At 25.6% G+C, this 24,938-nt stretch carries 23 protein-coding genes and 1 pseudogene; 19 read left to right on the top strand and 5 right to left on the bottom strand.

The genetic code is table 4. The annotated features are described in order from the left end of the window. Positions 1–23 precede the first annotated feature (23 nt). From MBIO_RS03315 to MBIO_RS05150, 9 genes are all read left to right on the top strand, one after another. Positions 24–302: a PTS sugar transporter subunit IIB gene (locus MBIO_RS03315; RefSeq protein ID WP_041594238.1), complete on the top strand. Its 279-nt coding sequence runs from the start codon at positions 24–26 to the stop codon at positions 300–302. A 2-nt stretch (positions 303–304) separates the two neighbouring features. Further along, positions 305–790, top strand: a complete 486-nt coding sequence (locus MBIO_RS03310; RefSeq protein WP_013526601.1) for a PTS sugar transporter subunit IIA — start codon at positions 305–307, stop codon at positions 788–790. An 8-nt stretch (positions 791–798) separates the two neighbouring features. After that, the gene (locus MBIO_RS03305) at positions 799–1,452 is read left to right on the top strand and encodes a 3-keto-L-gulonate-6-phosphate decarboxylase UlaD (protein WP_013354304.1); all 654 of its coding nucleotides are present in this window, start codon (positions 799–801) and stop codon (positions 1,450–1,452) included. Then, the gene (locus tag MBIO_RS03300) at positions 1,433–2,311 is read left to right on the top strand and encodes an L-ribulose-5-phosphate 3-epimerase (protein ID WP_013526602.1); all 879 of its coding nucleotides are present in this window, start codon (positions 1,433–1,435) and stop codon (positions 2,309–2,311) included. The genes MBIO_RS03305 and MBIO_RS03300 overlap by 20 nt, the downstream gene beginning before the upstream one ends. Next, entirely contained in the window at positions 2,308–3,042 is a 735-nt protein-coding gene (locus MBIO_RS03295) for an L-ribulose-5-phosphate 4-epimerase (RefSeq protein ID WP_015511114.1), read from the top strand. The genes MBIO_RS03300 and MBIO_RS03295 overlap by 4 nt, the downstream gene beginning before the upstream one ends. Continuing rightward, positions 3,026–3,874 carry an HAD family hydrolase gene (locus MBIO_RS03290; protein WP_232048370.1) on the top strand — a complete coding sequence of 283 codons (849 nt, stop codon included), beginning with the start codon at positions 3,026–3,028 and terminating at the stop codon, positions 3,872–3,874. The genes MBIO_RS03295 and MBIO_RS03290 overlap by 17 nt, the downstream gene beginning before the upstream one ends. Further along, positions 3,867–4,355, top strand: coding sequence for an MPN499 family protein (locus tag MBIO_RS03285; protein ID WP_015511113.1), 489 nt, complete (start codon positions 3,867–3,869; stop codon positions 4,353–4,355). The genes MBIO_RS03290 and MBIO_RS03285 overlap by 8 nt, the downstream gene beginning before the upstream one ends. A gap of 68 nt (positions 4,356–4,423) precedes the next feature. After that, a complete protein-coding gene (locus MBIO_RS05155; protein WP_013526604.1) occupies positions 4,424–4,855 on the top strand; it encodes a helix-turn-helix domain-containing protein in 432 nt (143 codons plus the stop codon). After that, a complete protein-coding gene (locus MBIO_RS05150) occupies positions 4,777–5,757 on the top strand; it encodes an IS3 family transposase (RefSeq protein ID WP_015511046.1) in 981 nt (326 codons plus the stop codon). The genes MBIO_RS05155 and MBIO_RS05150 overlap by 79 nt, the downstream gene beginning before the upstream one ends. A gap of 120 nt (positions 5,758–5,877) precedes the next feature. Here MBIO_RS05150 and MBIO_RS03270 read toward each other — a convergent pair whose 3' ends face one another. Together MBIO_RS03270 and MBIO_RS03265 are read right to left on the bottom strand one after the other, a co-directional pair. Beyond that, positions 5,878–6,603 carry a leucine-rich repeat domain-containing protein gene (locus MBIO_RS03270; RefSeq protein WP_013526605.1) on the bottom strand — a complete coding sequence of 242 codons (726 nt, stop codon included), beginning with the start codon at positions 6,601–6,603 and terminating at the stop codon, positions 5,878–5,880. Positions 6,604–6,695: 92 nt separating this feature from the next. Further along, the gene (locus MBIO_RS03265) at positions 6,696–9,296 is read right to left on the bottom strand and encodes a PTS sugar transporter subunit IIABC (RefSeq protein ID WP_013354310.1); all 2,601 of its coding nucleotides are present in this window, start codon (positions 9,294–9,296) and stop codon (positions 6,696–6,698) included. A gap of 683 nt (positions 9,297–9,979) precedes the next feature. Between MBIO_RS03265 and MBIO_RS03260 the strand changes: the two genes are divergently transcribed. The 10 genes from MBIO_RS03260 (at position 9,980) to MBIO_RS03220 (ending at position 18,799) form a co-directional block, all read left to right on the top strand. Continuing rightward, positions 9,980–10,963, top strand: coding sequence for a lipoate--protein ligase (locus tag MBIO_RS03260; protein ID WP_013354311.1), 984 nt, complete (start codon positions 9,980–9,982; stop codon positions 10,961–10,963). A gap of 9 nt (positions 10,964–10,972) precedes the next feature. Continuing rightward, entirely contained in the window at positions 10,973–11,854 is an 882-nt protein-coding gene (locus MBIO_RS03255; RefSeq protein WP_013526607.1) for an alpha/beta fold hydrolase, read from the top strand. A 149-nt stretch (positions 11,855–12,003) separates the two neighbouring features. Beyond that, a complete protein-coding gene (locus MBIO_RS03250) occupies positions 12,004–13,011 on the top strand; it encodes a glycosyltransferase family 2 protein (protein WP_013526608.1) in 1,008 nt (335 codons plus the stop codon). A gap of 12 nt (positions 13,012–13,023) precedes the next feature. Further along, complete coding sequence (gene galE, locus MBIO_RS03245; RefSeq protein ID WP_013526609.1) at positions 13,024–14,016, top strand: UDP-glucose 4-epimerase GalE; 993 nt, start codon at positions 13,024–13,026, stop codon at positions 14,014–14,016. 65 nt (positions 14,017–14,081) lie between these two features. Beyond that, positions 14,082–14,981: a hypothetical protein gene (locus MBIO_RS03240; RefSeq protein WP_232048369.1), complete on the top strand. Its 900-nt coding sequence runs from the start codon at positions 14,082–14,084 to the stop codon at positions 14,979–14,981. Beyond that, positions 14,936–15,343: a hypothetical protein gene (locus MBIO_RS03235; RefSeq protein WP_015511105.1), complete on the top strand. Its 408-nt coding sequence runs from the start codon at positions 14,936–14,938 to the stop codon at positions 15,341–15,343. The genes MBIO_RS03240 and MBIO_RS03235 overlap by 46 nt, the downstream gene beginning before the upstream one ends. 405 nt (positions 15,344–15,748) lie before the next feature. Next, on the top strand, positions 15,749–17,035 hold the full coding sequence (locus MBIO_RS03230) for a glycosyltransferase family 2 protein (protein ID WP_013354316.1): 1,287 nt from the start codon (positions 15,749–15,751) through the stop codon (positions 17,033–17,035). 31 nt (positions 17,036–17,066) lie between these two features. After that, complete coding sequence (locus tag MBIO_RS05145) at positions 17,067–17,561, top strand: 2-phospho-L-lactate transferase CofD family protein (protein WP_015511103.1); 495 nt, start codon at positions 17,067–17,069, stop codon at positions 17,559–17,561. Next, positions 17,534–18,088, top strand: a complete 555-nt coding sequence (locus MBIO_RS05140; RefSeq protein WP_015511102.1) for a 2-phospho-L-lactate transferase CofD family protein — start codon at positions 17,534–17,536, stop codon at positions 18,086–18,088. The genes MBIO_RS05145 and MBIO_RS05140 overlap by 28 nt, the downstream gene beginning before the upstream one ends. 12 nt (positions 18,089–18,100) lie before the next feature. After that, on the top strand, positions 18,101–18,799 hold the full coding sequence (locus MBIO_RS03220; protein WP_013354318.1) for an NTP transferase domain-containing protein: 699 nt from the start codon (positions 18,101–18,103) through the stop codon (positions 18,797–18,799). Between the two features lie 202 nt (positions 18,800–19,001). Here the strand turns inward: MBIO_RS03220 and MBIO_RS03215 are convergent. The 3 genes and pseudogenes from MBIO_RS03215 to MBIO_RS03205 form a co-directional block, all read right to left on the bottom strand. Then, positions 19,002–19,472 (bottom strand): annotated as a pseudogene (locus tag MBIO_RS03215) (IS30-like element IS1630 family transposase); the annotation flags it as partial. 164 nt (positions 19,473–19,636) lie between these two features. Continuing rightward, positions 19,637–20,854 (bottom strand): Mbov_0401 family ICE element transposase-like protein, encoded by a 1,218-nt coding sequence (locus tag MBIO_RS03210; protein WP_013526874.1) that lies wholly within the window; start codon positions 20,852–20,854, stop codon positions 19,637–19,639. Between the two features lie 75 nt (positions 20,855–20,929). Further along, complete coding sequence (locus MBIO_RS03205) at positions 20,930–24,808, bottom strand: hypothetical protein (RefSeq protein ID WP_148228955.1); 3,879 nt, start codon at positions 24,806–24,808, stop codon at positions 20,930–20,932. Positions 24,809–24,938 lie beyond the last annotated feature (130 nt).

Genomic DNA, 24,938 nt, shown 5'->3' with positions numbered 1-24,938 from the left:
TTATTAAAATTTAGGAGATTAACATGAAAGTATTATGTGTTTGTGGCTCAGGTATGGGCACAAGTATGATTATTAAAATGAAAGTTCAACAAGCTATGAAAGAACTTTCAATTCCAGGAACAGTTGAAGCTTTAGGTTTAGGTCAAGGCAAAACAGTTGTAAACAACTTTGATGTTGTTTTGTGTACCTCAAACTTTGTTTCAGAAGTATCAAAAGGCAAAGCAAAAGCTTATGGTTTAAAAAACATCATGGATGTTAATGAAATCAAAGCTGCTCTAAAAGATGCATCAAGCAAGATGTAATAATGGCTGATAAATTAAATTTATTAGATAACTTAATTGTTAATGATTCAATCGTACCTCATGTTGATGTTAAAGATTGAAAAGACGCAATTAAGAAAGCTTGCTTACCATTAGAAAAAGCAAAAGTTATTAATTCTAAGTATTATGACTGCATTTTAGAGTCAATTAAAAAACATGGACCATATTTCATTTTAGTAGATGGTCTTGCTATGCCACATGCTTCAGCAACAAAAGACGCTGTTTTTGGAAACGGATTCTCACTTATTACTCTTAAAAAACCTATCAAATTTGAAGGAGATGAAAGAGAAGTAAAAATCCTTATGGGACTAGCCGCAAAAGATGGTGAAACTCATACATCTGTTGCTATTCCACAAATTATTGCTGTTTTTGAAGATCCACAAAATATTGAAAAAATAGCACAAGCTAAAACAAAAGAAGAAATTATAAATATCATAAAAGGTGTTGATTATACTAAATACCTTAGTTAGGACTTAATATGAAACCAATGTTACAAATTGCTTTAGATAACTTAACAATTGAAGATGCAATTGCAAGTGCCAAAAAGGTTGAAAAATACATAGACATTATTGAAGTAGGAACTATTCTTATTGCTTCAGAAGGTAAAAAAGCTATTAAAGCTTTGAGAGAAGCATTTCCTACAAAAATCATTGTTGCTGATGGCAAAATTGCAGATGCTGGGAAAGTTTTTGGAAAAATGTTTTTCGAAAATGGTGCTGACTTTACAACATGCATTTGTGCAGCTGAAGTGCCTACAATTGTTGAAACAATGAATATAGCCAAAGAATATGGCAAAAATAAAGAAGTTCAAATTGAATTAACTTCAAACTTTACTTGAGATCAAGTTGATGATTGAGCAAAAGTAAAAGTTCCTCAAGTTGTTTGACACCGTTCAAGAGACAGTCAAGCTAGTGGAGTTAAATGAGGACAAAAAGACATAGATGCTGTTGCAAAACTTGCTAAAAAAGGTTTTAAAGTAACTATTACAGGTGGTGTTGCTCTTGAAGATATTAAACTATTTAAAGATATTCCTATTTACATCTTTATAGCTGGAAGATCATTAAGAGATGCTGAAAATCCTGAATTAGCTGCTAAAGCCTTTAAGGACGAATTTGCCAAATATTGAAAATAAAAAAAGACTTCTAGGCATCTATGAAAAAGCTATAAACAACAAATTTAGCTTAGAAGAAAAAATTATAATTGCTAAAGAAGCTGGTTATGACTTTATGGAATTTTCAGTTGATGAAAGTCCTCAAAGATTAGCTCGCTTAGACTGAAGTGATGAAGAAATTACTCATGCTCAAAGCTTACTAATCAAACACAAATTTAACTTTAACTCAATGACCCTTAGTGGTCATCGTAAATATCCTTTTGGTTCTAAAGATCCTAAAATCAGAGCTAGAGCCAAAGAAATAATGACTAAAGCAATTATTTTAGCCAAAAAATTAGGTATTAGAACTGTTCAACTTGCTGGTTATGATGTTTATTATGAACCAGGTGATGAAGAAACAAGAAAAAACTTTATTGAAGGAATGAAATGAGCAGTTACTGAAGCAAGTAAATATTCAGTTATGTTAGCTTTTGAAATTATGGATACTCAATTCATGGGAACTAATTCAAGAGCAATGACTTATATCAACATGATTAATAGTCCATATTTACAAATCTATCCTGATTTAGGTAATATTTATCAATGAAGTAAAAAAGAAGATTTGTATAACGAATTTGAACTTGCTAGAAATCATATAGTAGCTTTCCACTTTAAAGATACTGTACCTGGTAAATTTAGAGATACACCTTTTGGAACTGGCACTGTAGATTTCCCTTATCTTTTAAAAATATTAAAAGATTTAAAAATGAACCAACCTATTATGATAGAAATGTGATCTTTAAATAAAGAAAATGAAACAAAAACACAAGCTATAAAATACATTAAAGATGCTCATGATTTTTATGACAAAATGTGAGCTAAGGTAGGAGGTGACAAATAATGGCAATTGATAAAAAATATGAATCTGAAATCAAAAAACTTAAACAAGAAGTTTATGAAGCTAATATGTTATTAGTTAAATATGGACTTGTTATTCATACTTGAGGTAATGTATCAGGTATAACACAAGACCGTAAATATATGGTTATTAAACCAAGTGGTGTTTCTTATGACACACTTAAAGCTGATGACATGGTCATAACTGATTTAGATAACAATGTATTTGATTCTAAATATCGCCCTTCTTCAGACACACCTACTCATACCTTACTTTATAAAGAAAATCCTGAAATAAAAGGTATTGTTCATACTCACAGTCCTCATGCAGTAGCTTTTGCACAAGCAGGTAAAGATATTCCTTGCTTTGGTACAACACATGCAGATAATTTTTATGGACCAGTGCCATGTGCTAGAGCTCTAACTCCAAAAGAAATTGATGGAGAATATGAACACAATACAGGACTTGTAATAATAGAAACATTTAAAAAACGCAAGATTGACTGAAAAGCTTGTTCCGCAACATTAGTTAAAGAACATGGGCCTTTTGCTTGATCATTCAAATCTCCTAAAGATGCTGTTGACTTAGCCTTAACACTTGAACAAGTGGCAAAAATGGCTATTAATACCTTAATAGTTTCAAATAATAGTGCTCCAACTGCGCAAGAAGCATTGATTGAAAAGCACTATAACCGTAAGCACGGAAAGAATGCTTATTATGGTCAAAATAAATAATATAGACTACTTCATTTTTGATTTAGATGGTACACTCTATGATGATAATAAAAACATCTTAGAATCAACCAAAAACACTTTAAAACAGCTTCAAAAGGAAAATAAAAATATAATAATTGCTACTGGTAGACCTTATTATATGAACTATAAATTAATTAAGGATTTAGATATTAAACTACCAATAATAGCAGTTAATGGGGCTATGATTTATGATCCTATCACTAAAGAAGTGCCTTATTTTCAAGGACTAGACAAAAAAGTTGTTCAAGAATTAATTAACTTTTTAGAAGAGAATAGAATTGATTTTTTAGCTTACGATATTAATGGTATGAAAGGTAATAATTTCTCGAACCCTTATTGATTCGAATTTATGATCTATAAGAATGTAGTGGAAACTAATCCTTATCGTTGAGATTATCAAGAAGGAAGCTTAAAAGAAACTTGTAACCAATTTAACTTTGCTAAAATATTAATCATCACTCAAAACGTTCCACAAGAGAAGATAGACTCCTTACTTACAATTGCAAGCAAATTTCCAAAACAAATATATACGGTATCTTCTCAAAAAGGTGTTATTGACATAATGCCAATAGGAATATCAAAAGGTGAAACATTAAAAAAAATAGCTAAGATTAAAAATATTGATTTATCAAAAGCAATGGCTTTTGGTGATGCTGATAATGACATAAGTATGTTAAAATCTGTTAAAATTTCAGTTGCAATGGGTAATGCAACAGAGAATTTAAAGAAAGTTGCAACTTATGTAACAGATACAAATAATAATGATGGAATTGCCAAAATTATTAAAGAATTAGAGTTAGTAAATGACTAAAATTAAAGTTTATAAAGTTAACATAATCGAAAATAGATACTGATATTGTCCTTCACTTTTTACATTCAGTAGAAGGTTATGAGCTTCAAGACCATTTGCTACTCTTGAAGAATTAATGAGACATTTAGAAATTAAATATAATCCAGGGTATTTTAATTTCAATGGTGATCTAAGATTTAAAGCATTCAATGAGTTACAACGAGTACATAAAGTAGGTATCTCAATTAATCCTTCAGCGGTTAAAAATAAAGACAATTATTTCAAGTTTCATATTAGTGAAAATGTTGAAGTAGTGTTAGATGATTTATCACTAAAATTAATTAGTAAAGGTAGATCGTTTGCCTGTCCAATGCATTTCTTTGATGATTTATACTTAGAATATTTTGATGAGAAAAAAGTAACTAAAAATCAAAAATTGAGATTAACTTGAAGAAAGTATTTCTTCAATATTGAAGTTGTTGAAAAAGAACAAACAGAATAATAATAAAAAAATGAACTTTTGTAGAGTGAACCCCAAATTCCGGACTTTTTGGAAAGGGGTTCATTTTTATGCAATTTAAATTTAAAAAAGTAAAAAGAAACAAATGAAATAGAGATATAAAAGGTTATTTAAAATTAAAACTTGATCAAAAGATAAAAATTATCGAATTATATTTTCAAGAATTTAGTATTTTAGAAATATCTAAAATAATGGAAAACTCTTATTCAGCATGCTATTCAGTAATAGAAAAATACAAAAAGTTTGGTTATAATTCTTTTGCTATGGAAAAGAAAAAAGGAAGAAAATCTAAAATAAATTTAGATGCTCAAAAGGCAACAAATTTTAAAATCAATATTGAAAATAAAATAGAAAATAAAGATTTATTAATTAAACAATTAAAGGAAGAAAATAAAATACTCAAATTGGAGAATGCGATAGCAAAAAAAGTGAGCGCCTTGGTTCAATTGAAAGACTCACTAACAAAGAAAAATTCCAAATAACAATTGAACTAAGGCAAGAATTTAAAAAGCTATTTTTTATTAAATTAATATTAGAAAAAATTAAATTGAAAAAGTCAACTTTTTATGAGATATTAAAATCACAAAATAAACCTGATAAAGATGAAAATTTAAAAAAGGTTATTTTTGACTTATTTAACTATAATAAAGGACTATACGGTTATAGACGTATTACTTTTGCTTTAAGAAATAAAGGAATAATAATCAATCATAAAAAAGTTCAAAAATTAATGAAAGCAATGAATATTTTCGGCAAAACGCTAAGAAGAAAAAATAAATATTCTTCATTCAAAGGTGATGCTCACAAAAACATTCCAAACTTGCTTTTAGATAAAGAAAATATCACAGAAGATTTCTTCAGATACAAAAGAAATTTTTCAAATAATAAATATTTGAAAATACTAGGAACAGATGTTACTGAATTTAAATTAAAAAATGATGAAAAAGCATATTTTTCTCCTGTAGTTGATTTTGAAAACAGAGAGATTTTAGGTTATTCGATTTCTAAATCGCCTAATTTAAGAATGGTTGGTAAAATGTTAGAAAACGTAGAAGAGAATGGCCACAGCTTAAAAAATGTATTATTACATTCTGATCAAGGATGACAATACACTCATCAAGATTATATTGATTATTTGAAAGAAAAACAAACAACTCAAAGCATGTCAAGAAAGGGAAATTGTTTAGACAATAGTCCTACTGAATGTTTATTTAGTGTTATAAAAAGAGAATTTTGATTTGGAGAAGAAAAGAAATTTAATAGTTTTAAAGAATTTAAAACTGCTTTAGGAGAATATATTTCATATTATAATAATGACAGAATTGTTAATAAATTAAAAGGACTTAGTCCTGTCCAATACAGGAATAAGTCCAAACATAATTAAAAAGTCCAATTTTTGGGGTTCATACCATTGCTTAAAAACAAGGGTTCATTTTTTGATATTATTTTGTTCTAATTAGCCTATAAAAAAATGTAATAAGTAAAAATTGCATTCAATTTTTGTTTAAATATTAAAAACAAAAATTGAATTATTATCGCTTGCTTGAGGGTCTATTTGAGTGTCTTTTTTGACCTTAACTTCTTTTAGGTTTGTACATCCTTTAAATGTATTTGCTTGTATTTGATTCACGTTGGTATTTGTTAAGTCTAATGTTTCTAATGATTCGCACTGTTTAAAGGCATTAGTTTTAATTATTGTTGTGTTATTTGGGATATGAACGGTTTTTAAATTAAAACACATTTCAAAAGCACCTTCAGTGTTTAAATTTACAGTATCTGGAATGTTTATTTCTTCTATTGAATTACAATGGCTAAAAGTTTCTTTTCCAATTATTTGAAGTTGACTGTTGAAGATAATTTTTGTTAGACTTCTACAACCATAAAAAACACCATCACCTAATTTAATCAAATTTGCGGGGAATGTAATTTCAGTTAATGAAACACAATAGGCAAAAACTTTGTTTCCAATAGTTTGTAAAGATTGAGGTAAATGAATTTTAGTTATTTTATCAAAACCATTAAATACTTCATTTTTAATTTTAGTTATACCTTCTGGTAAAGTAATTTCACCCGCGTAGTTTTTATTTTTGTTAAAAGATATTAGTTCATTGTTAACTATTTCAAAATCTTTGGAGTTGTTGTTTGAAGTTTGATTATTACAACTTAATGTGCTTAAAGGTAATAATGGTAAACTTCAAATTAAGTTTGATAAAAGTATTTTCTTTTTCATGTTAGTCCTCCTTTTATCTATATTTTTATTCTACTCTTTTTTGAAATAATAAAAAATGAACTCGCAAATTCGAGTCCACTTTGTAAGTTAAATTATTTAACAAGCATTAATTTGTCAGCACGTTTAGTCATTTTTTCGCCAAGAGCTGTATCAATAATGTGTTTGTGTTCTGATTCATTAAGAATTACAACGATAACATCACTTACTTTATTTTGGTTTGATAAGTATTCAACATCTACTGTACATAACAAGTCACCAGCTTTAACTTTTTTGCCTTGTTTTAATTTGGTTTCGAAACCTTCGCCATTTAAAGCAACAGTATCAACACCAATGTGAATAAGTACTTTAATACCTTCTTCTGTTGTAATACCATAAGCATGTTTTGTAGGGAATACTGTTTCAAGAGTACCTGAAACTGGAGCTCAAATTGAAGCTTTCTTTTCAGCTTTAAGACGAATTGCAATACCATCACCTAAGTATTTATTTGCAAATGTTTCGTCAGGTACTTGACTAAGAGGAATTACATCTCCAACTGCTGGAGCAAAGAATTCAACTGGACGTTCTAAGTCGTTAGATTCGTCAACTCATTTAGTTTCTGTCATTGATGATGTTTCAACTTGAGGTTCAGGTGTAACTGCTGGGGTTTCTTGAACAGTAGGTTGTTCTTGTGTTGGAGCTTCAACTACTACAACTGGTTGTGTTGGTTCGCTTTTTGCTTCAACAACAATGTCATCTAATTCACCTGAAGCTAAAATTTTTCTAATGTTAGCATTCATTTGTTCAGCAACAGGGCCAACAATAACTTGAACGTGTTTATCACCTTCTCATTTAAGTGCAACTGCACCTGCTGCCTTACATTCAACTTCATTTACTAAGTTTCTATCGTTAATATCATATCTTAATCTTGAAGCACAGTTATTTGTGTTAACGATGTTTTTTGGACCGCCTAAAGCAAGAATCATTGCATATTCTCTTGCGTTTCTTGCTGAAGTATCTTTACTTGAAGAATTTTCATCATTTCCATCTTGTTTAGCTTGGAAGTCTTTTTTGGTGAATAATCTAACTGTTTCACCACGACCTGGGGTTGCCAAGTTGAATTTCTTGATGAAGAAGTAAAAACCACCAAGATAAATAAAGAAGTAAGGAACTCCGACTGCTAATGCTCATCAGAAGTTTGTACCTTTCATCACAGGAATAATGCCATAGATGATTAAGTCCATAATTCCACCTGAGAATGACATACCAATGTGAACGCCAAGAACGTTAGCTAACAAGAATGATAATGCACAGAAGAATGCATGGAATCCCCAAAACAATCATGGTGCTAAGAATAAGAATGTAAATTCAATAGGTTCTGTAACACCAGTAATAACTGAAGTAAGAGCTGCAGGAATAACTGTACCAGCTGCCACTTTTCTATTTTCTTTAGGAGCCGCTAAAATCATAGCAACAGCTGCACCCGGTAATCCTAGAATCATGAATGAGTATTTGCCTTGCATGAATCTACCTAATTTAATGCCTAATTCACTAGCAACAAATTTATATAAAGGTAATGTATGAACTTCATGTGCTGGTGTAGCATCTTTTCATGTTATAGTGTTGAAATTTAATTTCATTACACCAATAGCAGCATATGAGTCACCCATTCATTCATTGTGTTTAGAAGCCATCAAAGCTTTTCAACCATTGTACGCAGTTAATGCAGTAGCATCTCCTGAAAAAGTATTTCCTCTTGCTTCTCAATCTTCAAGCGCTTTAAGAATATCACCGCCTGCATTTGTGTATCAAAGAGGTGCATAAAATGCGTGGTGTAAACCAAATGGAATTAATGATCTTTCAATATAACCAAAAACAAATGATTCAATTCCATAAGGTACATGGCCAAGACTATTACCAAAGTAACTAAGACCAATACCAACTCATGGTCATATAAGGAGGAATAAGAATGCTAATGGAATCATAGCAACTATTGTTATTAATGAAACAAAACGTTTTCCTCCAAAGAATGAAATAACAGTTGGAAGTTTAATTGTGTGTAATTTGTTGTATAAGTATGAAACTATTAAACCAACAAAAATACCACCGAAAACTGAAGTTTGAAGAGTTTTGAATCCTAATGAAGAACCAACGACTTGTTTAACTTCAGCACCAAATTTACCTGTCATTCAAAGAATGTTATATCCTTTTAATGTTTCATAGTAAAGTTGTCCTGTTTTATCATCTTTAAGTATTGTTTTACCTATTAATTCACTAGCTTGTTTAGTGCCATCAATATTAGTTTTTTCTATAACACTTTGAATAAATGGAGCTTGTATTGCTGAGAATACTAAGTATCCAACTATTGCGGCGAAGACACCGACTCCGGCTTCGTCGGTAAATGCCACAACAAAGGCAGCGGCAAACAATAGCGGCATTGCTCCAAATATTGGGTCACCTAATAACTTAATAAAGTCACCAATTACAATACCAGCTTTAGCAGCAGATGATAATGGATTGTTGTTAAGAACAATCGCTGATTGACTTGATATTGTTGCACCAACCCCTAGAAATAGACCAGCTATAGACATAACGGAAATTGGTAACATGAAAGCACCAGAGATTTTACTTAGAATCTTACGAAAATTTCCCTTACGGCTATTGTCTTTTGGTTTAGATTTTTTGTTTTCTATACCTGTAGTTTGTGCTGTAGTCATTTTTCTCCTTTCATATACATTTAATAAAATTACCCTAAAATCTAATATTAATAATAAATATTAAGGTTCTTAAATTATAAAAAGAAAATCAATAAAAATAATTTTCAAAATTAACTATGTGAAAAAAATAAGGAATTTATTCCATACTAATTTTTTAATCATAATCTTTTTAAAAAATTGAAAAACTTTAAAAAAATATTTTACTAAAAAGCCTATAAAATAGATAAATTTATCAATTATTAAAAAAGAGGTTAATGTAATTGAAATTTGATTATAAAATGAAAAAATTTTTAGAGAGGTAAAAAAAACTTTCACATAAAGCAAAAATTTTAAATAAAAAAAGGACTTTTTTGAGCCCTTTTTTTACATTGAAGATTAATATAATATTTTGAAATAAAATGAGAAAAGCATCCGCGCACAGCACTTTTCAATTATCTAAAGAAAGGAGTCTATATACTCTTAAGCAACTATCCCTATGGGTATAGTAATTGTCCATCTAAAGGGGACACATCGACATCATTATATACCATTATTGGGATTAAGTCAAGAAAAAAATATACAAAATGGTTGGTACAATTTTCTTTAAAATTTTGAAGATATTAATTTATGCTTTTACTTTACAAAAATTCTTTTTTGTATAAAATAAAGTTAAATTTATATATTCATATAGTAAAGGGGTTAATATGAAAATTTTTAGAATTAAGGAAACTTCACCTTATGTTACTTTAGCTTTAGAAAATATTATTATGCATGATCATGATTTAAAAGGTGATGTACTTTTAATTTATCAACATGATAATGCTATTATTATTGGTAACAATCAAAATGCATATGAAGAAATTAACCGTTCTTTTGTAAAAGAAAATAATATTAAATTAGCTCGTAGAATGTCTGGCGGTGGAGCTGTGTATCATGATTTAGGCAATATTAATTTTAGTTTCATAACTGACTATGATAAAAAAGGCGGTTATGAAAGATTTCTAACTCCAATTATTGCTTTTCTTAAAAGCTTAGGTCTAGATGCTCAATTTAAAGGTCGCAATGATGTTGTGGTTAATGGCTGCAAAATAAGTGGTAACGCCCAATATATTAGTAATAATCGAATAGTAAGCCATGGAACATTATTATTTGATGTTGATTTAACAAAATTATCGAAAGCACTTAATCCTGCAAGAATTAAGTATGAATCTAAAGGCATTCAATCAGTTAGATCTAGAGTAGTTAATATTTATGATGAATTATTAAACAAAATGACAGCTGAAGAATTTATTAGTCGTCTAATTAATTATTTTGTTAAGAATTTTAAAGGAGAATTTATTGATATTGATTATGCAAAATATCAAGAACAATTAAACTCTTTACAACAAAAATTTGCTTCTGAAGAATGAATATATAATAAAGCAGCAACTTTTAAATATAAAAATGGAGCTAAATTTCCTGGTGGAATTTTAGTAGTTAAAGGTAATATTGAAAAAGGTACTATTAAACAATTAGTTTTTGAAGGTGACTTTTTAAGCAAAAAAGATATTCATGAAATTGAACCCTTATTTAGTAATGTAGCTTTAAATGAACAAAGCATTCTAGAAGTTTTAAATCAAATTAAAAACTTGAATGAATATTTTGGAACTGTTACTAAGGAAGAAATTGTTAGCTTGTTAATTGGTTAGGAGGCTAAAATGTATAAAAGACAATCAATTGAACTTTTAGGCGAAACAATTTATTATGAAAGAATAGATTGTTTTCAAAAAGAAAAAAGACCAGCAACTGTTTTACTTGTGCACGGTTTTAATTCTGATTCAAATACCTTTACTAGATTTATTGATTTTGCTGAAGTAGTGGCCGAAAATACACCCGATAATGACGAATTAAGAGAAGAATATAGAAACTTTCATCGTTTCAATTTATATGCTTTAGATTTGCCTGGTTGTGGAAAATCTGGAAAAAATAGTCAAATAACACTTGATTTATATAACAAAATAGTAGTTGAATTTATTAACACAGTTTTAAAAGACCACGAAGTAATTTTAATTTCGCATTCAATGGGTTCAGTACCTTGTTTGTATGCTAAAAAAGAATGCAAAAACGTAACTAGGTTATTTATGGTAGCTCCTTTAAATTATGCTTTAGTTGACGATAAGCAAAAACTAATTAATCTTAAAAAATGATTGATTCCTGCTAATGTTGAAGATGCTAGAAATTCATTAAAAGCATTGGTTTATAATCCTGAAGATTATTATTTAAGAAACTTGGATTATAATGCTGAAAAATTAGCGAGCAAATATAATGAAAACAAAGAAACTTTTTCTTATCTATTAAATGAACAAATTTTAAATAAAGATTATTTATTAAAACATGTAAAGCCTTTATTTGCAAATCCAAATGGTTGTGTAATTATTTATGGTGAAAATGATGAATTTGTGACACCAAAAGAAATTAAAAAAATAGAAGAAGATTATGGTTATAAAATTGTGCAATTAAATGAATGTGGACATGCTGCATTTTATCAAAAATTAAATACCATTTATTGAATAGTTCAAAAAGAATTAAATTATAAATAAAAATAGAACTTTTTTGCAAACTGTTAATTCCAAAAGTGAGACCCCATGTTTTAGAGATCTCACTTTTATAATTTACATTATTTATATTCATTGATAATTATTGAATGTTTAGTAAAATAAGTAATATATATTATATTAAAAGGAAAAATATGAATAGGCAAAAAACTTTATATCAACCTAAAATTTCAATTTTAATTCCCTTGCATAATAGTGCTAAATATTTTAATTCCACTATTAAAACTATTCTTAATCAAAGTTATGAAAATTTAGAAATTTTATTCCATGATGATGCCTCTAATGATGAAACAAGAAAAATCTTAGAAGATTTGACCATTAAAGATTCTAGAGTTAAATATATCTTTTCTGATACTAATATTGGTTCAGGATATTCAAGAAACAAATTAATTGAAGCTTCTACCGGAGATTTCATTTTTTTCATCGATGATGATGATGAATTTTTAAGTCCTAAAATAATAGAACGTTGTGTTAAATATTTAAAGCCTAATTTAGAAATACTTTCAACACAATTTAAATATAAATTTGATGATTTAGGTATTAAAATACCTATCAATAATATTGTTAAAACATTGAAAATCAATCCTTCACCAATGCATTATTATTTGAATACCACAACTTTTGCTTGAGGACATTTCTTCAACAAAAAATTTTTATATGATATTGATGTTAATTTTAGCAAAGTTAAAAAATATGAAGATATTGCAGAAATGGGAAACATTTTTTCCAAATGTAAGAATTTTAAAAGAACTTTGATTTATTCTATAATTTATCATAGAAAAACCAATTCATTAACTTCATTTGATAAAAACTATATCAATAAAATTGAATGTATCAACCAAGCCTACAAATTTAATTTAGAAAACATAGTATCAAATTTAAAAAATGATGTAAGTTTTAAAATTCTTAAAAAAACTGTAAATTCCTTATTTATGGAACATTTAAGTTTGATTAGTGTTTACTATATCAATTTAAAAAATCGAAATTTAAAAAAAGAATTTAAAAAATTCATCAAAGATATTTATCCTTCAATTTTAGAAATATATAATGGTTTTGATGTAAAAATCAAATATCGAAGAATTTCTGATTTACCAGTTTTTGTTACTAAATTTTTATATAAAATACCAAAAGTTAAAAAATAGAAAGGAGAAATAATGACTTATTTATTAATTGGTGGAGCAGGTTATATCGGAAGCCATGTAGCTGAAGTTATAAATAAAGAAAATCAAAATAAAGTAATTATTTATGATAATCTTTCAACAGGATTTAAAGAATTTATTGAAGAAAAAAGTAAATTCATTCATGGAGATATTTTAGATATAAAAACATTAGATTTAACTTTTAAAAAAAATAAAATAGATGTAGTAATTTATTTAGCAGGTTTAATTAAAGTTGGTGAAAGTGTACAAAAACCACTTGACTATTATGAAACCAATATTCAAGGCTTAGTAAATGTTTTAAAAACAATGAAGAAGCATAATGTTAATAATTTGGTATTTTCTTCATCAGCAGCAGTATATGGTAATAACTCATTACACGATGGTTATTTTTTTGAAGAAGACCCAAAAGAACCATGTAGTCCTTATGGTAGAACCAAATATTTTGGAGAACAAATTATCAAAGACTTTGCTAATACAAATAGTGATTTCAAATATACTTTTTTAAGATACTTCAATGTTGCCGGTGCTTCAAAAAGTAAAAGAATTGGTTATTTAACCAAAAATGGTGTTGCACCGACTCATCTTATACCTGCTATTAGTTATTATGCTTTTGGTTTAATTCCCGAATTCAAAATTTTTGGTAATGACTATAACACACCTGATGGGACATGCATAAGAGATTATGTATATGTATATGAATTAGCAGAATTACATTTATTAACTGCAAAAAAAATGATTAAAGAAAAAACTTCATTATATTACAACATTGGTAGCTCAAAAGGCTTTTCAAATCTTGAAGTTGTAAATGCTTTTGAAAAAAATTTAAGCAAGAAATTAAATATTGAATATGGTCTAAGAAGAGCAGGAGACCCTGATAAATTAATAGCTTCAAATAAAAAAATATGTAAAGAATTAAATTATGAAGTAAAAACTAATTTAGATGAAATAATTTCTAGTGAGATTGAATTTAGAAAAGAACATTTATAAAATGTGTGAAAGTTATAAAAGCGAGACCCACCATTTTAGTGAATCTCACTTTTTTTGTTTTGTCCTTGTATAATATAAATTGCATCAAAAGAATTAAAAATAAAAATAATGAATTTATAACTGAATATATACATGTTTTTGTCGAAAAATACGATCTTTTAACATTTATGAATTCGTTAAATAGAAATAAATTACATCCCAATAATGTAAGAATTGAAACAGTTATTAAAGCACTAGAAATGTTTAAAGAATTAAATAACTTTAAGAATATTCATAAATCTTTAAATTTAAAACGCGAAACATTTCAAAAACTATTTGATGACTTATCAGATGATAGAAAAATGATTTCCAAAACCGATAAATTTTTTAAAGGTTTGACGTGCCCACATTGTGGGGCTTATAAGCCCTTAGTTACAATTTTGAGTATAAAAAATAAAATTTCAGTTTTAAATAAATACAGAAATTGTAGAAGAATAATAGTTAATCAAAAAATTAAAAATAAACACAAAGATTGAATTAAATATATAAATCAAAATTCAAATGTATATGATAGATTATGCAATGAAAATAGAAAAAATTCTTTAAGAACTTTTTGCCAAAAATCAGTTCGAACATTAATTGATGAAGCTAAAGAAAAATGCTTAAAAATTAAGTTTCCACACTTCACTACAATATACAAAAATATAAACATTTTAATATTTGATATAAATATCTCAATTTTGCCCAATAAGTCTGTAGGAAAGGGAGAAAGGCATAAAAAAGACCCTTCAATTCCAAAGAAAAGAAGAGTCGGATTACATATAAGTTTAAGACCAGAAATTACAACAATGTTCGATTTTGAATTTGATACAGTACATGGCAAAAGCGATGATTTATATCATATTGCTGTTTTAATGAATAGAGCAACACGAAATTTTATATGCGATTATGCGAACGAGATGCAGATTCAACTAAAGAAGCGTTAATACATATGATTGATGAACATGAATTAAATATTAATACTTTAACCATTGACAATGGTTCAGAAAATTACACTTTAGATCAGATCAACACTATTAAGCAAATATATCATTGCGATGCTTTCAATTCAAGTCAAAAAGGTAGAATTAAAAATTGTAATAAAATGATAAGAAAATATAGACCAAAATCAATTACTTTTGATAATTTAACACATGAATGAATTGAAATAATTAACGAAAAAATAAATAATTTTGTAAGACATGAAGTAGATGATTTTCCATTTGCTATGTCAGCAAATCAATTTGAAAAATTTATTCAAGAAAACAAACATTTATACCCATCATTTTATACAAATTTATACGCTTAATTAAATATTTTAAAAAATAAAACTACCTAACTCAGCTGAGTTATTTTTCCTATTGCTTTATTTCGAATTATTTTTATTTATTAACAAAAATAGCAAAAAAACTTTTATAATATCTTTAGCAATTTGTGTTTAACGGACAAATTATTTTAAAAATCCATAATGGTATGTCTCACTTTTATAAAAATTTTAATAAGATTAAATTAATATTTTACTTCTTAATTTTTGATATAATTTGAAAATTATCTTTTGAATTATTTATATTATATTTTAAATATAATTAAAGAGAAAAATAATAAAATACAATTTACATTTATATACTTAAAACAATATTTTGAAATATTATTTTAGAAATTTGTAGTAAATTTAACAATTAAAAAATTGGATTTTATGTAGTAAGGAGTGGTAATGGTATATCAAAATGTAGTTTATATAGTTATGCCAATTATTGTAGCGATTTTTTTAATTTTTTCATTTCAATATTGATTTGTTTTATTTTTTGGTTTATTTGCTAAGCCAGTGAAATTTAAGACTCAAACTCAAAAGCTAAAATATGGTATAGTCATTTGTGCTAGAAATGAAGAAAAAGTTATTGCTGAGTTAGTAAAAAGCATAAAAAATTCTCAATATGATCAAGATAAACTCCAAACATTTGTGATAGCACATAATTGTACAGATAAAACAGCGGAAAAAGCAAGAAATGCTGGTGCTATTGTTTATGAATATTCTAATTCTAGCGAAAGAACTAAGGGTTATGCATTAAAAAAAATATTTGAATTCATAGAACAAGACTATGGTATACAAAGTTTTGATGGATATCATATATTTGATGCGGACAATATAGTTGATAGTCTATATTTTGAAAAAATGAATGATGCTTTTTTACACTATGATAAAAAAAATGTAATTACTTCATTTAGAAATACTAAAAATTTTGGTAAAAGCATTCAAACAATTAATTATGGACTTATGTTTATGTTCCATACAACCATTGAATCAAACGCTAGAATGAAGTTTAAGATGTCTTCAAAAATTTTGGGTTCTGGTTTTTTAATTAGCAATGAAATGGTTAAAGATGGTTGAAATATAACTATTCCATCCGATGATTCAGACTTTACGGTTGAACAAATTTCAGAAGGAAAAAATGTTAAATATTGTGATGAAGCAATGTTTTATGATGAACAACCTACTAAATTTAAAGATATGTGACGTCAAAGATTGAGATGAGTTTTTGGAAATAGAATTGTTTGAAGAAAAAGATTTAAATCTTTGATAAAAAATATATTTTCATCTAAAAAAGAGGATGATAAAAAAATATCAAAGTCTTCTTCTATTGATATTTTATTTATGATATCACCAATTAGTTTTATAGGTTTTTTAATTTTACTTTTAAATATTTTGTTAGTTTCACTTGGACCTATTTTTGGAGCTAATGCTACTCAAATGTGAATTGATTGAGCAATATCTTTCTCTATAAGTCATGCAATAATATACTTAATATTATTTGTAATTGGTATAATTACATACGCAAGAGGTAGAAAAAGAGTTCAGCGTGTTCCATGGTGAAAAATGATAATATCATTATTTATTTGACCTTTGTTTTTAGCGTTATACTTTCCTCTTCAAATTGTTGCTATATTTAAAAATATCAATAAATTTAATTGAACACAAATTGAACACAACAAAAACATTTAGTATTAAAAACATTGATAGGAGAAATTTATTTATGAAAATAACTATTATTTCAGGTGGATCAGGTAATGATGCACTAGTAAAAGGATTAAAAGCTTTTTACAAAGATAAAAATTTAAGCATTAAAGTTATTGTAAATGCTTATGATAATGGAAAATCTACTGGTGTATGTAGAAAAGTTACTGATACTTTAGGAGTATCAGATATAAGAAAAAATCACTCAAGAATGTATGTGAGTGAATATGGCGATAAAGTGGATAAAAACCTTTTAGAGTTTTATGAAAAAAGATTTGATTTCACTAAAAATAAAGAAGAATTAGAAATTTCTAAACTTTTAGATAAATGAAATTTAAAAGAATATAAAAAATATGTTTCTAACTTTTTCAAAAACCCTAAGGCCAATGAATTTAATTATAAAGACTTTAGTGTTTCAAATATAGTATATTCTCAAATGTATAAAGAATTAGGTTATGAAAAAACAAATAAACATTTTGCGATAAAATGGGAATTGATGATTTCGTTGTTTTAAATTCATTTGATAATATCTTTATCAAGGCATTAACGGAATCTGGAACAATAATAGATGATGAAGGAAAAACTGTCTTTTGAAACAATAAAAACGATAGAATAATTTCCACCATATATGAAGGAAAAATAAAATATGGTTTAAATCCTAAAGCCATTGAACTTATTGATAATTCGGATTTAATTATTATATCTACTGGTACTTTTTGATCGTCAATTCAACCTACAATTGAATATATGAATTTTTATGATTATATCAATAAGGCAAAATGTCAAAAAATTTGAATCATTAATAATGAAGATGATGGTGATTCATTTGGAGTTACTAATTTAGATTTTATCCATTATATGGAAAGAACCGGTCTTGACTTATCAAATGTAAAAATTTTACTTAATAAAAGTGCAAAAGAAACCTTAAAATTAACCATACCAAACTATAATTTCATAGTCAAAGATATGGGAAATATTAAGGGTAAACAAGAACCAGAAAAAATGGTTAAATCTGTTATTGATACCTATTATGATAAATAATTAAGGAGATAGATGAAATTCGGAATTATACTATCTGCTGGTAATCAAACTAGATTTAAAAGCGCAACTCCTAAAGCCTTGGTTAATGTAAATGGAAAAATTTTACTTGAGGAAAATATTTTGCGAATGTCAAAATATTGTGATCATATTTTTACGATATGTTCTTCCCAAAATGAGCATTTTTTTGAAAAATATAATCATATTGCTATCTCATCAGGTAAGGGTAGTGGAGATGCTGTACTAAAAGCATTATTGGAAATCAAACAAAAATATGGTTTTTCTTCAAATGATACTTGTTTTATATTATGAGGAGATTGTTTAATTGAAGACTTAATTTATAAAAAAGTTGTAGAAAATTATAAAAAAGTTGGTATTGTTCCATGTGTATTTGAAGAAAAACCCTACGTTCAAATATTTCAAAAACAAGATAATAAAATTGATGTTTTATTTTCTAAATTTGGAGAAAATGCATCATCTGGTTTTCATGATTTAAGTATTTTTTATTTTAATTGTGAGGAAATATTAAAATATCTTTTAGATTTTCAAAATAAAATAATAGGTAGGGATGGAAATTATGTTCATAAACATGGAAATGAAATGGAATTTTTAGATGTTTTTAATGAAACAGATATAAAAGCTCAAATATTAGAAATCAAAAATTATCAAGATATGTCATTTAACACTATAGAACAATTAAAAAATATAAAATAGTTTTTACAAAAACATCCCGTAACTTTCGGGATGTTGCTACATTGTAATTTATGAGTTTATACCTAGAAATTTGGAATATCGCATGTCGATATTCCTTTTTAATTATTAATATTGTTATTATCTTTTGTCCGCTAGGACAAATAAAAGTGAGGGAATTAACCCTCCCTAAAATATTTGGCAACTTGTCGCTCTTTCTAAAATATTATTTTAATTTTCCTATTTTTTTGAAAAACAAATTTCTATTCTTGTTACTTTCTCAGTTTCTCTTTTGTTTTCCATATAATAATTTGTCAATACCTGTTGAATTTCAAGGATTTTCTGCATTCAATTTTTCATACATTTCCAAAGCAGATAAATATCCAAAAATTTCTCTTGGACGATTGTTTATTTCATTTTGTACTTTTAGAATTTCTTCTTCAGTAATATCATCAAAATTAGTTTTTTTCTTAAAAAATCTTCTAACTAAACCATTGAAATTTTCATTTGAACCCCTTTGAAAAGAAGCATATGGATCAGCTTTATATATAAAAATTTTTAGTTTATATCCAATGAAAAATAATGTTGAAAATTCTAATCCATTATCCTGAGTTATAGATTTAACATTTAATTTATGTTTTCAAATAAGATTCCATAAATACAAATTTAAATTTCATGGATTTTTATTAGGAATTTGGTGATGTAAATTATTAATGGGATAAGTTAGAAATTTAAAAGAGAAAACGGTATTTCCTTTTTCTATCAACTATATTTTATATTAAAAAATGTAAATTACAAAGAAAATTGTATGGAAAAAATAGCAAATTTAATTGCCTTTCTATACTAATATTAATATAAATACTAATATGTCTGAATAAGAGTATTTTGAATTTTATTATCATTCAACAATAAAGCTTCTATTGTTTTTTGAGAATATAATGCAAAGCTTTTGTTTAGTTTTCTTTTAATATAAACAGATATGTGTCCTTCTATTAGTGAACTATAATCATTATTAATGATTCCACTTTCAAGTTTAGATGTGTATCTTATCAAACTATTTAAATTGTATCTATCAATATCGCTCAAAACAAAAGAGTCTCTAAAATAGAGATAAATTGTATTTAATATATCTAACAACTTTCCATAATCTCTACTGTTGTAAGCTTCTGATATTTCTTTTTCGATTTTTCACCCACTTAAATTTTGAATGCTATCTATAAAATTGTTAAATCCACGATTTCTCTTTTTGAAAATAAAATCATTAAATTTTCTTAAAAAATGAAATTTACACAAAATAAAATTGCCTTTTAGTTGTTTTGCTAGTGTTTGAATTCAATGAGCACCATCCCCTAAAATATAAACATTAAAGCTATTATAATCTCCATAATTTTTTGATATTGCTTCTTTAATTGTCTTTGATAAACATTTGCCAGAAATCATTTTAGAAGATGGCAAAATATTCATTATTTTATTCAAATTAACTATTTTATTATTCTTCAATTGATATATGGTTAAAAATCTTATTTTTAGTTTTTGTTTTGTTCTTCCTTGATTTGAATTTATAAATGTATCATCGATACCTATAAAAATGTTATTGTTTACTAATTCATTCTTGTAGTTTTTTAGACTGTTTATTTTATCTAAATTTATTTGTTTTACAATTTTATATATTTGAGTTTTGCTTACATTGTATTTGCTCGCAATTCTGGAATAAGTGATTCTATCTTTAACAGCATAATTTTGAATTCTTTCTTTTTCATCTTCACATATAGATGATCCAAAATTTAAATAATCAGGATAAAATGTATGCAACTTATTTGTTGTTTTATCTTTATATCTTTCTACTTTCAATTTAAATGTAAAATTTTCAAATCTCACAATTCTTATAATCACATCATGAGCTTTATATTTACTTTTTCTTTCATCACTATATTTATAATTAATTAATTGGTTAATCATATTTTTAATTAAGTTAATAGCAATGAATTTATTTAATGAATTTTCATCATTCATAATTAATGAACTTAATGAAAAATTCAAATTACTTTCATAATAATTTTGCTTATCTTGTAAATTCATATTTTTATTATAAGCCTGTTTTATAGTATTTTTAGTAAAATCACAGAAATAGAAAAAGAAGCCTATAGGCTTAATCTATAAATGTTTCTTCTTCTTTCTATATCATATTGCAATAACTGTTGCAATAATTCCAGCAACACTTAAAATAATTACTGGAATTAGCCATGAAAGTAATTTTTTCTTGTTTTTAGATTTAATTTCTAAAGCTTCTTTTAACATTTCTTCTGTAAAAATATTAATTAATTTAAATTCTTTATCTCCACTTATTAAATTCGATTCTTCTTTTAATTGAATCATCATTTTTAATTCATTATTGCCAACTTTACTAAAGAAAGAATCTCACTTTTGGTTTTCTAATAATTTAAATTCAATTAATTTGATTATTTCTTTAGCAGGATAATTTTCTTTTTTGAGAATATCAATAATTTTTTCATTTAAAGCTTTTTTGAAATCATTTAAATTCTTTTCACTTAAAGTAATAACTTCAAAATTTAAATCTTTTAAATTTAATTTTTTGTTTGCTGATGAATGAGTATTTATAACATTAACTGTATAAGGATTTTTCAACATAAAATGCTTGCCTTTTAAAGTTAAGGTTGTTCCGATAGACAAATCTAAATTATTGAAAAATGAATCAGTAAAATCAATAGTATATAACTTATCAATTTCAAGCTTTGGAGCTCTCTTTTTAAATTCTTCTATTATTTTTTCTCTAACTTGTCTAATAGCCTCATTTTTAATTTGAGCCATTTTAACAGGGTCTTTTTTATTTTCCATATCAACATTCACTTTTACAGTTAAGCCTGCTTCTGGTCAATTAAAATCGTCATCTGGAGCATTGTTGATAACATGGAGAGTGCAAGGATGATAAGTTTTAAAATTATTGTTGAAGTTTATTGCAAATTTTGCAATATTTTCATCTTTATTTCAATAAATGTCATCGTCTTTTGGATTAATTATTTTGTTTAACTCTTCATCATTGAACGATATATTAATATCATCTATTGTGATTTTTTTGTAAAGAGATTGATCAATTTTTTCATTGTATTTGATTAAATAATTCTTTAATAGTTCTTTAATGTATTTTTTGATTTCTTCTTTATCTTTTAAACCAAAAACATTTAAAGTTCCAGGATTAAAATTCAATAAATAACTATAATCTGATTTAAGTAAACTTACATTGTATGTATATGTATCATTATTAGCTATATAATAGTTTTTGTCTTTTGATATAGATTTAACTATTATTTGATTTTCATCACTATCTTTCAAAAGTTTTAATTCGATAATATTCAAGTCAATGTCTTTGTTATTTATATCTTTAGCAGATTTAATCAAATTATTAAGATTATTATTAGTTAACTCATTAACAAATACATTAAATGGTATATGTTCTTCAATATTAATACTATTAAATTTAATAAAAATAGGTTTTAATTCTAAATTGATATTAAAGCTTTTTCTTCTGATAAAAAAACTATTTAAGCTAGCATTTTCTTTTAAATCAATAACAACTTTAATTAATTTGCTTTTTGAATCAAAATAGCAGTTTTTAATTGTTAAAAATTCTTTATTTTTTGAGATAACATAATTTTCAATAAATTTAGCTTCATTATCTTTTTGATTTATATAATTTAAAAATTGTTCGTTTGTTTTAAAATCTTGTCTTAATTTGTTAATGTTAATTTCTGGTTTGATTTCAAAATTTTCTTCAAAAGATTTTTCAATTAAAAAATTATTATACTCATTAAAAATATCATCATATTTTAATTTATCAAGATCTTTTTTTGTTATGTTTAAATCAATAATTTTTTTCTTAGCTAAGTATTTTTCGAAATCATTTGAAACTTTAAGATTTTTATTTCTTCAAAATTTCTTGATAAATGATGGAGAATTTGCTTCTTCTGTTAAATAACTAGGTTTTGTATATGTAGTACTATTATTATCTATTCAAACAATTTTAAATTTATTAATATTTGTTTTATCTAGTGATATGTCATATATTAAATAAAAACCATTTTTAGTTAATTTGATTTCTTTCCCAGGAGCTGAATTAGATATTTCCATATTTTCTGAATCATTTACAAATTCTCATTTTCCTATTGAATTTTGTTTTATTTCTCTTATTAAAATATTTGAATTTGCATTAATAGTTAAATATTGAGTCTTAATAGCTTCTGCTAATACAGATGAGTTATTATTTTTATATTTTAGATAAAATGAACCAAAAGGATTTGAAGCAAAGTTTGAATCAAAATGATTTTTATATTTTCTTAATTGTTTTAAATTTGAATAACTATCTTTGTTTACTGATTCGTCTTGAAGAAAGTCAATTTTATTTATTTTGTCATATAAATCTATTAGCCCATATAGAATTTCGATATTTTTTTCTATTTCTTCATCAGGAACATTTTTACCAAAATAATATCCATCGTAGGGATATGGGCCAAACACCGATTCATCTCAGGTGTGTCATTTATCATATTCATGTTTTAAACCTTCATATCAACTTAAAAATAAATTTCAACCAAATTCTTTATCATTTACAAATTCTCAAAGAAATTTAGATTCTTTTTCTGTTAGTATGGCATAACAATATTTTTCTAAGTTATTTAGCAAAAAATTATTTAATTCATCTATTTTTAAATTTAAGAGTTTTTTTATTGTTTCAGGGGCTAAAATTTTATATCCTAATAAGTCGCTTGAAATATAATCAAAATTATCAAAAGCAATATTATGTAATTTTAAATAATAACTAACTCATTTTTCTAAATTTATTATGTTTTTTCAGTCAATGTAAAAGTCATTTGCATAAAATAAGTCGTTATCTAATTTAAGTTTTGGGTTTCAGTTTAATTCATTAAAATTTAATCACACAATTTCTGATTTTAGTCCTGTTTTAGGATCAATCCCAGGGTCATATTTTTTTGATGGTACAGGGTTCCCATTAGCATCTTTAATTTCATTTCCATCTTTATTTAATTCATTTTTGCTTATAAATTGTTTGTATTCTAATAAATCAGGATTTCAATTTGGATATTTTAAATCAATTGTGTTTGATATATCGCTTTTTTCAAATTTAATTTGAATTTTTTCTTTAATGCCATTTGAATCTTCGTGTATTAAGAAAAGCTTATTAGAAAAATTTAATTTATTTTTAACAATTTTCCTTATATCAATAACACTATAAAAAATTTCATTATTGTTTATTGAAACAATTTTTTCACCATTTTCACTTTCAATTCTAATTTCAAATTTTTCCTGTAAATTTTGTGGTGAAACAAAATAAATTTCTGTTGGTGGATATTCACAAATAATTTCATTTGAAGTTATATTTTTTGATTTAGATTCTTTTATTTGTATTGTTCCATCATTATTTATTTTGTAATTATACCCATAATTTATTATTAATCTTTCTTTTCAATTTAATTGTGAAATATCAGAACTTAGTTTTCAATTTATTTTTTGATTTTTAATCAATAAATATCTACTTGTTTTATTAAGACTAACATTTTCATTAATTAAATAAATATTTAAATATTGATTTTCTACAATTTCAAAATCAAATTTAAAAAATTCATTTTTATTAATGCTTTTGTTTTTCAAATAATTATTTAGTGCTAAATTAATGTCAAGATTTTTTCAATATTGAAGTAATTCTTCTTTAGGAGTTTTTTTATCACTGAATTTATTTAGTTTTAATTTTGAATTTAAATTATCTTTCATGCCTGAATAAGACACCAATTCAATATCTTTTTTGTATGGTAATTTAGATTTTAAAATATCAAATATTTCTTCTCAGTTAGCATTTTTTATAGGACATTTATCTTTAATACTTTCATTTCAATTATTAAAACTATCTTCATTTTTAGAATTAGTGCTTGATATCAAAAATACTCCAGAAGCTGGAATTGTAGATGAAATACCAAGCAAAAAATTTTTTAATTTTTTCATACTATCCTTTCTCCAAAAACACTGTTTTATAGTATTATTGCTTAAATGTTACTAAATCACAGATTGTAATCAATCTTTTCGAATGATGTATAATACTATTGAATCTGTTTATATCTATGAAACATCCATT

The organism is Mycoplasmopsis fermentans PG18 (genome assembly GCF_000209735.1).
Classification (GTDB): Bacteria; Bacillota_I; Bacilli_A; order Mycoplasmatales; family Metamycoplasmataceae; genus Mycoplasmopsis; species Mycoplasmopsis fermentans.
Note: the sequence above shows the minus strand (reverse complement) of the source record. Positions and strands in the feature narration are given on the sequence as shown.